9 protein-coding genes and 1 tRNA gene are annotated in these 14,417 nt (G+C 33.7%); 3 read left to right on the forward strand and 7 right to left on the reverse strand.

What is annotated here, in order from left to right:
- Positions 1–182: 182 nt before the first annotated feature.
- From B8967_RS04485 to B8967_RS04495, 3 genes are all read left to right on the forward strand, one after another.
- Complete coding sequence (locus tag B8967_RS04485) at positions 183–851, forward strand: DUF2625 domain-containing protein (RefSeq protein WP_084084950.1); 669 nt, start codon at positions 183–185, stop codon at positions 849–851.
- Positions 852–1,043: 192 nt separating this feature from the next.
- Entirely contained in the window at positions 1,044–1,919 is an 876-nt protein-coding gene (locus B8967_RS04490) for a helix-turn-helix domain-containing protein (RefSeq protein ID WP_084084714.1), read from the forward strand.
- Between the two features lie 121 nt (positions 1,920–2,040).
- Positions 2,041–3,261, forward strand: coding sequence for a TCR/Tet family MFS transporter (locus B8967_RS04495; protein ID WP_084084716.1), 1,221 nt, complete (start codon positions 2,041–2,043; stop codon positions 3,259–3,261).
- A 267-nt stretch (positions 3,262–3,528) separates the two neighbouring features.
- Here the strand turns inward: B8967_RS04495 and B8967_RS04500 are convergent.
- The 7 genes from B8967_RS04500 to B8967_RS04530 form a co-directional block, all read right to left on the reverse strand.
- Positions 3,529–3,601 (reverse strand) — tRNA-Lys (locus tag B8967_RS04500).
- A gap of 276 nt (positions 3,602–3,877) precedes the next feature.
- On the reverse strand, positions 3,878–4,579 hold the full coding sequence (locus B8967_RS04505) for a DAPG hydrolase family protein (protein ID WP_084084951.1): 702 nt from the start codon (positions 4,577–4,579) through the stop codon (positions 3,878–3,880).
- Positions 4,580–4,814: 235 nt separating this feature from the next.
- Positions 4,815–5,615 (reverse strand): helix-turn-helix domain-containing protein, encoded by an 801-nt coding sequence (locus tag B8967_RS04510; RefSeq protein ID WP_084084718.1) that lies wholly within the window; start codon positions 5,613–5,615, stop codon positions 4,815–4,817.
- A 304-nt stretch (positions 5,616–5,919) separates the two neighbouring features.
- Positions 5,920–6,453 carry a hypothetical protein gene (locus tag B8967_RS04515; RefSeq protein ID WP_084084720.1) on the reverse strand — a complete coding sequence of 178 codons (534 nt, stop codon included), beginning with the start codon at positions 6,451–6,453 and terminating at the stop codon, positions 5,920–5,922.
- 229 nt (positions 6,454–6,682) lie between these two features.
- A complete protein-coding gene (locus tag B8967_RS04520; RefSeq protein ID WP_084084722.1) occupies positions 6,683–8,476 on the reverse strand; it encodes an AAA family ATPase in 1,794 nt (597 codons plus the stop codon).
- Between the two features lie 64 nt (positions 8,477–8,540).
- Positions 8,541–9,617, reverse strand: a complete 1,077-nt coding sequence (locus tag B8967_RS04525; protein ID WP_084084724.1) for an AlbA family DNA-binding domain-containing protein — start codon at positions 9,615–9,617, stop codon at positions 8,541–8,543.
- Between the two features lie 2 nt (positions 9,618–9,619).
- On the reverse strand, positions 9,620–12,772 hold the full coding sequence (locus tag B8967_RS04530; protein WP_084084726.1) for an ATP-binding protein: 3,153 nt from the start codon (positions 12,770–12,772) through the stop codon (positions 9,620–9,622).
- Between the last annotated feature and the right edge of the window lie 1,645 nt (positions 12,773–14,417).

Genomic DNA, 14,417 nt, shown 5'->3' on the forward strand with positions numbered 1-14,417 from the left:
CTACAGCAAAAAAAGATTTTCACGTCAGTTTAGCTGAAGTGCAATGCTCAACAACAGTTTTTTAGTTGAACTTTAATAAGGATATTAGCTTTTATGCTTCATGTTCTCACCCGAACGTAAAGCCGAAAAAAGGTAGTGATAATTTTATAGAACCAACCTACACCAATAAAAACGAACAAAATATGAAGACACTTGAAGATTTAATACACCTGGAAGAGCCGGGTTGGGAATTAGTAACAGAATGGTTAAATGAAGCCCAAAACGAATATGAAATTTTACCAAAAGACGAGAAAAGAGCAGAAAAAGAACTTGTGAATACTCAAGTCACAACACGTTCGTCAATGGGTGCTGTAATCTACGAAACGGGCGGTATATTAATTGACAACGGCTGGCTTAGAATTTTAGGTTCAGGAAGTAAAAAACTAGACCGGGGTTTGGCTGAATGGAATAAAGGAAAAACTTTTAAAAATTATGGTGACCAACCCTCACATTTTTTAATTGCGGACGATGTAATCGGTGGATATTTTGCCCTAAACGCCGGCGGAATTGGAAGTGAGATTGGGAAAGTTTATTATTTACCACAAGACACTCTTGAATGGGAATGTTTAGACACCAACTATTCTGAATTTCTTTATTGGGCTTTGGTTGGTGATATCAATACGTTTTATGAGATTTTCAGATGGAAAAATTGGCAAGACGACGTAAAAAAAGCAAGTGGCAATCAAGTCTATTCATTTGTACCTTTTTTGTGGACTAAAGAAGGAAAAGACATAGAAAAAATAGCCAGAAAATTAGTACCGATTGAAGAAAACTATAATTTGACTATAGGATCTGCAAAGCTTGCCCCATAGTAACCCGTTCAAATTGACCCGTTAATTCTGTCAGTAATTATAAAACCTCTCGAAGGAGGAAGCACAAATTAAGCAGTCGAGACGTAAATTAATTCATAGATGATTTTTAATTTTCATGGTATTTGTATGCGATTTTTAAAGTAGTACCTCATAACGTTTGCTACAGCGGTGTGTTTTTTTCGATATTTGCACATGGCTCTATTTATAACTTTGGATAATGTCTATAAACTGTACAATCTTGATCCTTCAAAAAAGACGGAAGGGATAGTTATTCTTAGTCAACAAAATGACCCCAATAAGAAATATACAAGTCATAGTCGACTATTTGATGGTTTATTACTAGGGTTCATGGTACAAGGATCCATGAAATCGCAAATCCATTTTTTAGAGTATGAAATAAATACGGGTGATATTGCTATTTTACAACCACAATTGATGATCGACACAAAGTCATTAAGTGAAGATGCACAAATAGTCACAATTGGTCTTTCATTAGATTTTATTACAGAATTTCCCATTCTACGTGAGTTTGTAATGAATAATCAAATAAGATGGCAACCAATTATCAGACTTCAACCCGAAGACATAACGCTTCAAAATGAATTATTGACCCTTATACAAAACTTCTATCATAAAAAACCGAGTCCTCATAAGACACAAATGCTGCGGCATCTTGTTATGGTTCTCATCAGTATGATTTCTGAGGTATATTCTAATTTAGCGAATAACAAAAGTTTAGTAAAAAACCGAACACATGAGATTATAGACGATTTTTATCTACTCATTACAAAGCATGCTAACGAACAAAGAAACGTTGCATTTTATGCTAAAAAACTACATTTAACACCACAGTATCTTTCCTCTTTCCTGAAACAGAAAACTGGAAAATCTGCATTACAGTGGATTGATCATATCACAATTCTGTATGCTAAAACCTTATTAAAATCTTCTAATTTATCAATTAAAGAAATTAGCAATGAGCTTTATTTTGAAGAAACCAGTGTCTTTTGCAGATACTTTAAAAGAATAGTAGGAATGTCACCAAAAACGTATAGAAACGAATCATAATGTATATCCGTTTATGTACGAACACTATTTACAGATCGCTGAACATTATTAGCTTTCAGATTGTATGTAAACACCATTAAATTGTTAATACCTTCTTTTTATCTCTGTATAATTTTACAGCATGAAAAAAACAGGTAGAAAAGCAGCTATTGGATTTATATTTATCACGTTGTTGATTGATATTACAGGTTGGGGAATTATACTTCCCGTGGTTCCTAAACTCATTGGAGAGCTTATCCATAGTGACCTTAGTGAAGCTGCAAAATATGGAGGTTGGCTCGGCTTCGCCTATGCTATTACGCAATTTATATTTGCACCTATAGTGGGCAACCTCAGTGATCAATATGGAAGACGCCCAATTATTTTAATTTCTCTTTTTGGATTTGCTATTGACTATGTGCTATTAGCAATTGCCCCTTCCATGGGTTGGTTGTTTTTTGGAAGAATCATTGCAGGGCTTACTGGAGCTAGCCTTTCAACTGCCAGTGCATATATAGCTGACATATCCACCGATGAAGATAGAGCCAAAAATTTCGGCTTAATAGGTGCAGCTTTTGGATTAGGGTTTATTATAGGCCCAGTAATCGGGGGTTTACTTGGACATTATGGAGCAAGAGTTCCCTTTTATGTTGCGGCTATATTATGCATGGTTAATTTTCTTTACGGGTTGTTTGTACTACCGGAAAGTTTAGAAAAAGATAAACGTCGATCATTTAGCTGGAAGCGTGCAAACCCTATAGGAACATTTAATTTTTTGAGAAAACAATCAAAAATATCAACTCTTGTCGTTGCTTTAATTTTCGTCTATGTGGCTCTCCATGCTGTACAGAGCAACTGGCATTTCTTTACCATGTATAAATTTAATTGGACAGAACGAACGGTAGGCTTATCTCTTGGGTTGCTTGGGTTATTAATAGGATTAGTACAAGGAGTTCTAATAAGATGGACAACCCCAAAATTAGGAGAACAGAAAAGTGTATATCTTGGGTTGCTATTCTATGCCCTAGGTTTAATGCTGTTTGCATTTACCAATCAAGGGTGGATGATGTTTGTTTTCCTTATCCCCTATTCTTTAGGAGGAATCTGTGGACCGGCATTACAATCAATAATCAGTAAAAATGTCCCTTCAAATGAGCAGGGTGAACTTCAGGGGGCATTAGCAAGTTTAGTGAGTGCTACTTCTATTATAGGCCCTCCGATCATGACCAACTTATTCTATTATTTTACCCACGATAAAGCGCCACTTGAATTTTCAGGAGCGCCATTTTTTCTAGCATCCATTTTAATGGCTATTAGTGCAATTATTATATATTTTTCTTTTCAACGAAAAAGTAAACAGTAATCTAAAGATTAAAAAAATCAGTCAAATAGCTTTTGTACCATTTTTATTCAAACTATAGAGTAAATAATTGATTCTCCATCAGCACTGCCCATTTCCACAAATTTCAAATTGAATGTAAAAGCTCCCCTGAATCTTTGGATTTTGACAGAACACTACATCAAAGTCTAAGAATGAATCCGGCAACCGAACCTATCTGTCAGATTACCAACAGATTAAAGAGCAAAAAAAATAGGACAAATCTAGATTGTTTAGATTTGTCCTATTAAGTGACCCGGCTGGGATTCGAACCCAGGACCCATACATTAAAAGTGTATTGCTCTACCAGCTGAGCTACCGAGTCGGTTATCTACTTTTTGATGTTTCCATTTTTAAGCAAATCCCTTTGTTTAAGGGACTGCAAAGATAGAAAAATACTTTTTAACTCCAACTTTTTTCACACTTTTATTCGATAAATTTCGTGCCACAGAAGAAGTTTGCAGATTTACAGTCATCCATTGACGACTCCTTTATTTCTAAGTAATTGTTAATTAAATTATTGCTCACAAAACGCCATGTAAAAGACAACACATGACGTTTTACTGAATTCATACCTTAATTTTCTCCCAATCCTTAAAAGTTACCAAAGAAGAGGGGCTTTGTCGCCGGTTTTATTTTCCGCATAGTACAACGAAGGCAATACTTGAGAAAGGTAGGTGAACTCGGTATAGCAATGTTCCATCAGCCCAAATCCGATTTCATCCGGTAACGGATTCTCAGTTCCGGCTGTCAGGGCGCCAAGGAAAAAATGACTTCTCAAAACACATCCGCGTGCCGTATCTCTCACAACATGCAGCATATAGCCATCCATAGGGTCACCATGCATATCTATCGGTGTGTTTTCTCCAAATCCAATCCGTCCATAAATGACCGTACTCACATCTCCATTAGCATAGGCTTCTTTTAAGCGTTCCGGATTAAAAATATCTGCAGGATCATGAAATTTAATGGTGGCAGGCACCGGAGGAATATCTCCCAATGATTCTGTTGCATGAATAGTCGCTCCGATATAATTTTTATGTTTAACCCATTGATCATCCCATCCCCCATGTTCTACATGATCGTGCGGATGCCATAATCTGAGATCTGCAGTGGTTTCGAAATAGGTGAACCACCAGTCCAGCATTTTGCCTGTACATTGATGCATATTATTCCTCATCGCAACATGGAGCATTCCGTTTTCTAATCTTTTGATTCCTGTCTCCAGAGACAGCGGTTTAGGTGATAAAAGAGCATCTATATCCGTACCTGCCCATTCTTTAATTTCCTTTGTTGATGTCATAATCATTATATTTTGAATTATTCTGCACTCTCGTTTTCCTCTAAAAGCCTGCAGAGCATCTATTTTCTCCTGCTTTGGCTCATAGATTCTAACACAAAGGTAAACCGGATGTATAGAAGTGTACGGGTACTATTTTCTAATCCAATGGTGTAATTTGGAAATGGAAACAGTTTTCCCGGAAAAATGATGACTCAATTAAAATCCAAGAATTCAGAATATTAAAAACCAGAATAATCTATAGGTTATGACTCTGTTTATTTTTAAAATCTTCGGGGCTCTGTCCGGTCTGCTTTTTATAAAACCGGGAAAAATAAGCGGGGTCTTCAAAATGTAAATCGAAAGCAATTTCTTTAATGGTCAATTCACAGGCAATCAACATCCTTTCTGCTTCCACAACAAGTCTTTCGTGCAGCAGCTGCGTCAAAGTTTTATTCATTTTTTCTTTCAGGATCTGGTTGATCCGTTTTTCACTGATTCCCATTTTTGAGGAATAAAAACCGGCTTTCCGTTCTGTTTTATAATGCTCATCCATCAGCATAATAAACTGATAGACCCGTTTCTGGTTGACATCCTGATTTAAAAAATAATGTTGATTACTACGGATTAAATTCAGCAGAAAAACTTTCAGCAATGCTTTTAACGCCAGATAAGTGCCCATTGAATGGGTGTATTCTTTCTCAATCAATATTTTTAAGTGCTGTAAGGTTTCTGCCACATCATGATCTATCTGAAAACCGGTATACTGACCATGCATATTAAAAAGATTGAAAACATCCAAAGCATATTCTTTGTCATCTTCTTCCAGATATTCTCTTTTAAAAGCCATCATATACCCCTCCTTATCCTTCAGGTTTATTTCGGAAATACGGTAAGGAGGAATCAGGTAGATGTAATATCCCTCTGCCCTCTCAGGATCTTTACACGTTATTATTTCAAAAAAATCGGCTCGTTGAGGATCAGCAGCATAGCCATCCGGACAATTACACAGCTCAAAAAAAACAAATTTCAACGGATCAATGGCATGGATGAATTTCATATTCCGGATTAATTTTCATACACAAATATACGGCAGCAGTCCTGAAGTGGGTGTACAAAATCTTTAAAGTAACTCCTGGGTACAGAGTTTTCTGAAATAGAATATACCTGGTACGATACCAGTATAGCAGTTATCGAAATCAGAAAATAAAAAAAGACATTCCTGAGAATGTCTTTTGGTGACCCCGTTGGTACAAAACTCGAAACTTTTACTGTCTGATTTAAGGAAATTTTCAAGTATACAGTTTTAAGGAAACTATGGGTTATAATGTATGATCTAAGTCGAAATATTGTTAAATAATATACTATTCATTTTGTGAAACTAATTTCTGTATGAATTTTAACTGCTTGCTTTTCGATAAATCCTTTTTAGCTTCATTTAGAAGTACATCATACGCTTTTTGTACTTCCCTTAAGGTCAGATTTAAATAATCACCTGTACACACTGCTTTATGTTCGGAAATGTACCAGTAATCACTTAATAATTTTTCGACCACATTTCGTGAGTTATTTGATAAGTAAATACGACTTACGCTCATTTGTTTTCTTATATTTTCGTATGCTACCACTCCTTTAAGTTGATTTTCTTGGAAGCTTGATGACTTTGGATCTTCACTATGCCAAGAACCAGGTTCTTGATAATAATTTAATCTATCAGTCAAACTGTTTTGCCATGCACCTAGACTTTCCAGCAGAATACAGTAGCTCTGTTCTCGTTCTGACCATTTAGACGAGGAAGCAGTAATAATTTTATAAACAATATAAAAAGAACATAAAAGTATTCCTGTTGTACCATAATGGTTTATCAATTCAATTATTTTATCAAAAAAATCAAGCATATCTTCGGATGTAAAAATTATATTAAATACTTAGTGAAAGACCTCTGTCATCGTGAAGTAAATAAGTATCATAAAGCACCTGTTTTATTTCTTTCAAAAAATTTTTCAAAGCTAATCAAATCTTTTTTGTCTTAAAAATTGAGTTCCCTTATATCAAAATAAAATATTTAGCTATAATATGGTTGCTTACGTTTAATTGCTGTATCTACTAACATTGGAAAACAAAGAATTATGGATTTGTACTAATTATAAAACATATTTTATCAAACAATGGGATAAATTCTTTAAAATGACTTTGATCTAACTCCTCTAAAGCCATAGCAAATTTTCTTTTATCTCCATTGAATTGATAGGAAAAACCACCACCGGGTAATTTATCTTGAGAAAAATATAAGTCTTTAAAATCTGGTACGTTAAAAAACAATGACTCAATTGTTAGTAGAGATTTCTCCTTGAATGTTTCGTTCCCATTTTTTATAACCTGTGATTCTATTTCTTCAATATTGGGAACAGGAAGTAACATCTGATATCCTTTTTCTCCATTAGATTTCGTTAAGCACTTTCTCGGGTCATCTTCAATAAGGTTGGAGAAACCTTTTTTATTCCAAGAATTGTACCCTGCATTATCAAAATCAAAAAGAGCAATCATGATCTTATCTGGTTCTATTTCAAATATGCCTTCATATTTTTGTTTTCCATTAACAAAAAGATTAGAAAGAAAACTTGCACAGAAGCAATCCTGAATAAGAAAGGGAATTTCAGCGTCATTATGTAATTTTCTCCATGCAATCTGCAAAATAATTTTATCTGTAATTCCCTCAGTAAATAATATACTCTTCTCAGTATTCTTAACTGTGTATGTAATACCTAAATTCCCTTCTTCAGTAGTTATAGAAGCTAATCCATTACTTAAATTCTGAACCGCTTTGTCCTTTTCTTCCTTTATGGGATAGCCAAGAATTCTATCCATTCGATAGATAGTTGCAGCAGGAGCAAGTGCTATAGTTGAAGGAGAATGTGTAGTCAGTATAACCTTAACTTTCTGTACATTAACAAGGACTTCTTGAATTACAGAAATGAATAATTGTGTGAGAGAAGGATGAAGATGAGCATCCGGTTCGTCGAAAAGTATTACTTCTGGAAACTTACCATTATTAGAAGCATGGTATAGAACAAAAATAAGTGCCATAATAGTTTTCTCACCAGATGAGAGAGTATCTAAAGTAGTATTGCTTATACCTTTCCCTTCATCTATAAATCGAATTGATGCTGGTATTTCATCATTACCTGATGGTGTGTATTCAACCCTATAATTAAATTTAGCTTCCTCCAAAATATTATTAAAAACCTCCCATGGAGGTATTACATCTCCTGTGAGATGAATATAATATTTTTGTTTTAGATGAAATTGGTGAAAAAGTAAATCTAATGCTGATGAAAAAATATCTGTTGGAATAGAATAAAAAATCAAAAAATCGACAAAAGTTAATTTTTCAATGCTCTTTGAAGCTTGGTGAGCAAGTCTTTTTAACTGTAAAAGCTGGTGTGTATCTGCTTTCTTTAAGTTATCTGGTGTAAACCTTGCCGAGTCAACAGTTAATACCTTAACAAATTCTATTATTGCATTATTTAAATCATTAAGTTCTTGCTTTTCATCATCAAATTCTTTGTGGGCAATAATACCATAAGCTCTGACAATAGGCATTAATACGTTCCATTGGTTTTTTATTTGATCAATCAATGGATTTTCAGGATAAAAATCTCGCTCATAATTTCTTAATCCAGGGAATGAAAATACTATATCCGTCAAAGGTGCCCCTTCATCTGTAGTCATTGGATATGTAATTTTCACCTCTGTAAAGCTTGGGTCCCAATCTTCATGTCCACCTGCATAATCTCGAAAATATTCTAATAGCTGAGTTTTCCCAGATCCATTTTCACCAGTTAGCACGGTAAGATCTGGTAATGTTATTGCATCCTTATTTTTTAATATTCTGCCATTGTCTTTAATATTTATAATCATTTTTCTAACTATTTTTTAGGATATCGTTCTGTTTAAAATTTATCAAAACGTAAATACTTGTGTATTAAAGAAAAGTGGATAGACTGTATTTTACCATTGCTGCATTGTCTATATTATTAACAATACCAGACAAGTATTCAATCTTGTTTAAAACCTCTTCTATTGACATTTGATGCTCGGATCCGTTAGGATACCCCGAAGGAAAATATTTAAGAAATTTTTCATCCACAATTCCGTTTCGATGTGAATATAAATGTCTGATCTGTAAAATTTTCTCAATTTCATTCTGAGTAGTACTATCGATCGCATTCAAATCTTTGATCTGCTTATTATCAGCAATAAAACCTTTGACACTACCTTTCTGCAATTTACCTATCTTTTCCTTAGCCCAAAATGTAATAAATTCTTGTATATCTGCGCAATTCAATACATCTTCAACTTTTACCATTTGTTCAGATTTTAAAGACTGCGGTTTTGCCAAATAAATTTCGAAAAGAATATCCGAGAGATAAGTTTCGAAGTTATCTACAACTGAAGAAAATAATATTCTCGATAATATGCTTCCCTCTTTCACTGTTGTAAATACTGCTGGACTATCTGGATATAATAAAGCTTTTAAATTATCAATCATTTTCAAAATACTTTGATAATGTTCCAAAAGCTTGAATTTCGAATCAGTTGCGTTTAATTTTAAAGTTTCTAGAATAGTACTTAAAGCAGAAATTTCCTCATATCCACCTGGCTGAAAAGTATTTACTGTTGGATTTGATTGTAATACCCGATCATTCTCCCTAATATATATTTTCCCTTCAAGGGAGATTACAGTAGATGCCTTTTCTACCTTGATGGCAAATAGCTTTTTGCCATCATATTGGACATAACCATAATCAACAGTTGGTTTAGGCGACAATAGGTCTATTGCTTTATGAGTTATAGAGGTTGCACGAAAATCTTCACTAAGTCCAGATACTTTTCTTCCTCCAATTTCAGAAACACCCAGAATAAGCAAACCGCCACTTGTGTTTGCAAAGGAACAAATAATTTGTGCAATTGATTTTGAAGGTGGCAAAACTGCTTTATATTCCAGTATTTCACTTTCTGGCTTTAGTATAACTGAAGATACTTGTTCTTGTAGTTCCATTATTAGTTCATATTTATTGGTATTCTACTAATGCCAGTACTTTTAAGAATACGGCCTAATGTGAGAATATGAGGTTCATTTTTACTATTATCAACCCAAAGCTCTGAGTTATCACTGTCTAATGTATCCTTTTCAGATGAATAATAAATAATTACCTCTCCATTATCTGATGGCCTTGTAACTATCTGAATCGGTATTCCATTTTTGGTCATACCTGCAAGTGTTGTCGGTGCAGTTTCTTCCAGATCTGTGCAATCATAATCCGGGTGATTTTGTAAATGCTCAATAATATTTTGCTTTGCTCTTTTAATAAGCTCCTGCGCATATATAAACATATCTCTTGTCGGGATAGATGTATGATAAAACCGTGAATAAATTGATGGATCCTTGAAAGCTGTAGCTAACTCTTCAGGTGAAGAAATACCTAGACTAACTAAAATATCTTTGGTAATAACTACTTTGACATTACTTTCGGAAGAACTATCATTGTTAGAAGTGTTTGATAATCTACGACGTAAATCTTCTATACCCTCGATCCCATGCTCTTCCATAAGCTTATCAAAATCCGTTGCTTTCTTTATATTCAAAGATATATCATCATCTTCAAGAAATAAGAATCTACGTTCATATAAATCAGAAAAGTAATGCTCAGCCTTTTCTCTGTTTGTATTCATCCATATATAAAACTTCTTCAAAGTATCCTTGTACTCTTTCCTATTTTCCACATCTCTTATTATAGGTTTGATCGATGCAGATATTTTTTCTGCAACATCTTCGATTGTGTACGTTCGATTTTCTGGCAATTCTAAAATTATTGATAAATCCAATAGCTCTTCTCTAAAGTCGTGGCCAAGCTCCGCTGATATGTCCTTCAATATCTCATCAGTTTCTCCATCATCCAAAAACAAATCATCTTTGGTACAAAAATCACCATTCTGATTCGGTAAAATGGGATGATCTCTTCTATTTATATTGTTTTCAAATCCATCTTTTACTAAAAAAGAAATCAATTTATCTAACCAAGTTATGAATGCATTTTCATCAGCAAAACATAATCCTTCAGCAGCCTGTGTAACTGTTTTAAATTCAGCAATTTTTGAAACAATATAGAATAATGAGTTTTTATCAGACTCTTCCCATATCTTTTCATCATAATATTTCAGCTTTCTTTTTTCAGTAAAGTCCTCAGGATAGATCTTTTTCGAAAAACCAAAGATCAATTTTCGTCTTTGAGGAATATCATTTGTAGGAAATAAGGATGCTAAATAATCGCAAACAAGAGAGATGTTTTGATTTTTTCGATCTTTTATAATTTTGTTTATGTCCGCAATGATACTTTCCTGGTTTTTTATTGAGTATTTTAATTTTGAGTCAATATTATCATAATTACTGGCTGTTATTATTGCTTTGTGCCGAAGAACTTGACGAGGATCTTCTGTCACTAAAGAACAGGCATTTATTAGCTCTTCATCGATTTCTTGTTCAACAAATAATTCCGATTTTTTTATAAATTCGCCTAATTGGTTGGGAATAACTTTATATTTATCTGCGATTATATCCTTAATATGGTTTTCCTCAAGATTTAATAAGTCATAATATGTATTCAGAAAATCTATTGCATTTTTTTCTTTTTCACCCAATAATTCCGTCAGATTTTCTAAGTTTTCCTTATCTTCTATTTCCTCTGATAATTCTGAAAGGGTGAACTTGTAACAATCTTTCCAGATTATTTCATGCCATTTATTAATATGCTCTTTGATTGGAGTAAATTGAGGTTGAATTTTCATGGATAGTCCCCATATTTTCTCTCTAATGATATCTTTTTCAGCATAGGGGAAACAAACTTGGTAGTATCCTTCATCATCCAATATTGCAATCCGATCACCGTTAGTCACATCAACAATAGGGGTATACAAAAGTTCTTTCCTGATTTTTGAGACAACATTATCATTAAACCAAATGGAATCGATCCAAGGTTGTTTTTTGGGGGATTTAATCCTTGCCAAATTGTATAGATCATTCCAATTTTCATCTTTCCCTATGTAGGATAGAAAGATGATAAATAAATCAACAGCACGAATAACGATCTCACAGTTTTTTTGAGCTATTGGGTTTTCCTCATCGTCAATTAGGCTTACACCATCTCTCGGTTCAGTTGGTTCAAATAATGGAGTATTTACAATAAAAGGTAAATGTAAATCTTCTGTGCCTGTCATTGGAAAATCTAAATGAAATCTGGGAATGTCAGAATTTAATTCCAAAACATGAAATTTATTATTGATATCCGAGATAGGGATAATTATCTGAAGTTCCCCCTCATTTATCGTTAGATAACTATACTTAGACTTTTTGCCTCCAATTAAAAGATTATAGACATAAAATTCATTATCCTGATATGTTATCGTATCAACAAGCTTTATTTTATATACTGTAGTGCCTATAGCATCTTCATCAATCGTAACCGAATTAATTTCAGGAACATTAATCAATGTAAAGCCAATACCATTTTTAACCTCTTCAAGTGCTATATAAGCTAAATTCCGTTTTCGATCTGTCAGTGGATAAATAAAAGAAGTATAAAAATCTTCCTTTTCCAAAATAACATTAGGAGAGTTCTTAATACTGTCTTCTGCTTCCTCAAATGCATTATTAATCCCTCTTATTATTCCTTTCTCATCTTTTCCGCTTCTGTCCAACCAAAAATTGAACTCATTATATTTTCCTTGATCATTTTTATAATAACTCTCAATATGAACCTTTTCAGAAAGTAAATGAGTAGTCATAAAACCTGTTCCAAAACGTCCGGTAGTTTTATAAACTTGATCGATATGTTCAACATCCCTGTCTTTGTCACTTGAAGAATATTTCCGGATCAATCCACGAATATGCTCATTCGTAAAATAACCCTTGTTATGGGAGAAGATAAATTCTGATTCAGTTATTTCTATGAAAACATCAACCTTTTCTCCGTCTGCATTACATAAGCTAGCATTGTCTTTGGCATTTTGTATAAGTTCCCATATGAGTCTTCTTGCAGTGAATTCGTCCTTAATCCCTTGCCGAATATCCATCAGTTTTTCTAGTATTGATTTTGCCGTTATCTTATTTAATTCTTGTCTTTCATACTGAGAGAACATTCCATCTGCTGTACTCATAAGAATAAATTAATTTAGGTGGTTATTAGCTTCTAAAGAGATCATTGAGGTTTCCTGCTTACTTTATCTATAAATGTGGATTTAACAGCTCATTTGGAAACGAGGTACTACCAACTTTAAAGATAATAATTTTTGAATTTATATGATTATCAAATAATATTTATTGTGCTAATTCTGATTGCGGAAATCCGTAACCAAAATTATCAAGAGGATATGCCTTCACTATATCTAATATACATAAACAAAAAGTAGCATCTTCTCCTATATCAAATTGCATCCTAATATTATTGTACCGTTGTCGTCCAAATACCATCAAAGTGATATCAAAGATCTCATTGTTCTATATAAACAATAATAATGAAATATAAAACTTAATATTTAGCTCAAATTATCTAATTAATTGTCTACATTATAATTACCCAGCTTGATAAACTACATGCGCTATTGTAGTAATGAACTTTGCTTGTTCTTCATTTGATTTTACTTAAAAGTCTTCCTTATAAACCATACTCTGTCCTGACTGCAATTGTAATGTCAGAAAATATTGCATTATATTTTACCGAATTCTTTAAGTTGTAAGCACCCTTCAAATTGTGATACTTCTCAACAATTAAAATAGAAGTTGAAACGACCTAGACGTTGTGAATACCCTTCAAATTGCGATACTTCCCAACTTTGAAAGAATTTATAACTGATTGCTTACGTTGTGAATACCCTTCAAACGGTGATACTTCTCAACGATTTAGAAATAGAATTAAACCTTCGCAATGTTGTGAATACCCTTCAAAATGTGATACTTCCCAACGTTATTTTGGTAAGATTCAAAATAAATACAGTTGTGAGTACCCTTCAAATTATGATACTTCCCAACAAAACAAGTAACCAAAAACTAAATTTAAACGTTGTGAATACCCTTCAAATCGTGATACTTCCCAACCGTGAAGTACATGAATAATTGAATTCTCAAGTTGCGGATACCTTTCAAATTGTGATATGTCCCAACATCGAACTTTGCGAAGTGTTTACTGTTACAGTTGTGAATACCCTTCAAACTGTGATACTTCCCAACTTTCCAGGTCTACCTTGATGAGATGGATATGTTGTGAATACCCTTCAAACTGTGATACTTCTCAACAATCAACTTTATGGTGACACTCTATATCCCGTTGTGACTACCCTTCAAATTGTGATATGTCCCAACGATTTTCAAATTAACCAAAGCAGGTAAAGTGTTGTGAATACCCTTCAAATTATAATACTTCCCAACTTTGGACATTAGACACAATAACAAATGATTTGTTGTGAATACCCTTCAAATTGTGATACTTCCCAACTCAAATCGAGGTAACTCCGTTAAAAATTACGTTGTGAATACCCTTCAAACTGTGATACTTCCCAACTAAACTTCATAATGCAAGAGAGAGGTTTAAGTTGTGAATACCCTTCAAACTGTGATACTTCCCAACATTTCAGATTATGAAAAGGGTGAAGATGCAGTTGTGAATACCCTTCAAACTGTGATACTTCCCAACCTTTGGAGAGTTAAGGCCAAGAGGAGCAGCGTTGTGAATACCCTTCAAACTGTGATACTTCCCAACCTTCAGTTATACTATCCTCAGTCGTTTGATGTTGTGAATACCCTTCA

Origin of the sequence: Chryseobacterium sp. YR221, assembly GCF_900176315.1 — a bacterium.
Taxonomy (GTDB): domain Bacteria; phylum Bacteroidota; class Bacteroidia; order Flavobacteriales; family Weeksellaceae; genus Chryseobacterium; species Chryseobacterium rhizosphaerae.

Bases quoted from the DNA above. Each gene is read 5' to 3' on its own strand.
- B8967_RS04485 (WP_084084950.1), top strand. From the start codon at position 183: ATGAAGACACTTGAAGATTTAATACACCTGGAAGAGCCGGGTTGGGAA.
- B8967_RS04490 (WP_084084714.1), top strand. From the start codon at position 1,044: ATGGCTCTATTTATAACTTTGGATAATGTCTATAAACTGTACAATCTT.
- B8967_RS04495 (WP_084084716.1), top strand. From the start codon at position 2,041: ATGAAAAAAACAGGTAGAAAAGCAGCTATTGGATTTATATTTATCACG.
- B8967_RS04505 (WP_084084951.1), bottom strand. From the start codon at position 4,579: ATGACATCAACAAAGGAAATTAAAGAATGGGCAGGTACGGATATAGAT.
- B8967_RS04510 (WP_084084718.1), bottom strand. From the start codon at position 5,615: ATGAAATTCATCCATGCCATTGATCCGTTGAAATTTGTTTTTTTTGAG.
- B8967_RS04515 (WP_084084720.1), bottom strand. From the start codon at position 6,453: ATGCTTGATTTTTTTGATAAAATAATTGAATTGATAAACCATTATGGT.
- B8967_RS04520 (WP_084084722.1), bottom strand. From the start codon at position 8,476: ATGATTATAAATATTAAAGACAATGGCAGAATATTAAAAAATAAGGAT.
- B8967_RS04525 (WP_084084724.1), bottom strand. From the start codon at position 9,617: ATGGAACTACAAGAACAAGTATCTTCAGTTATACTAAAGCCAGAAAGT.
- B8967_RS04530 (WP_084084726.1), bottom strand. From the start codon at position 12,772: ATGAGTACAGCAGATGGAATGTTCTCTCAGTATGAAAGACAAGAATTA.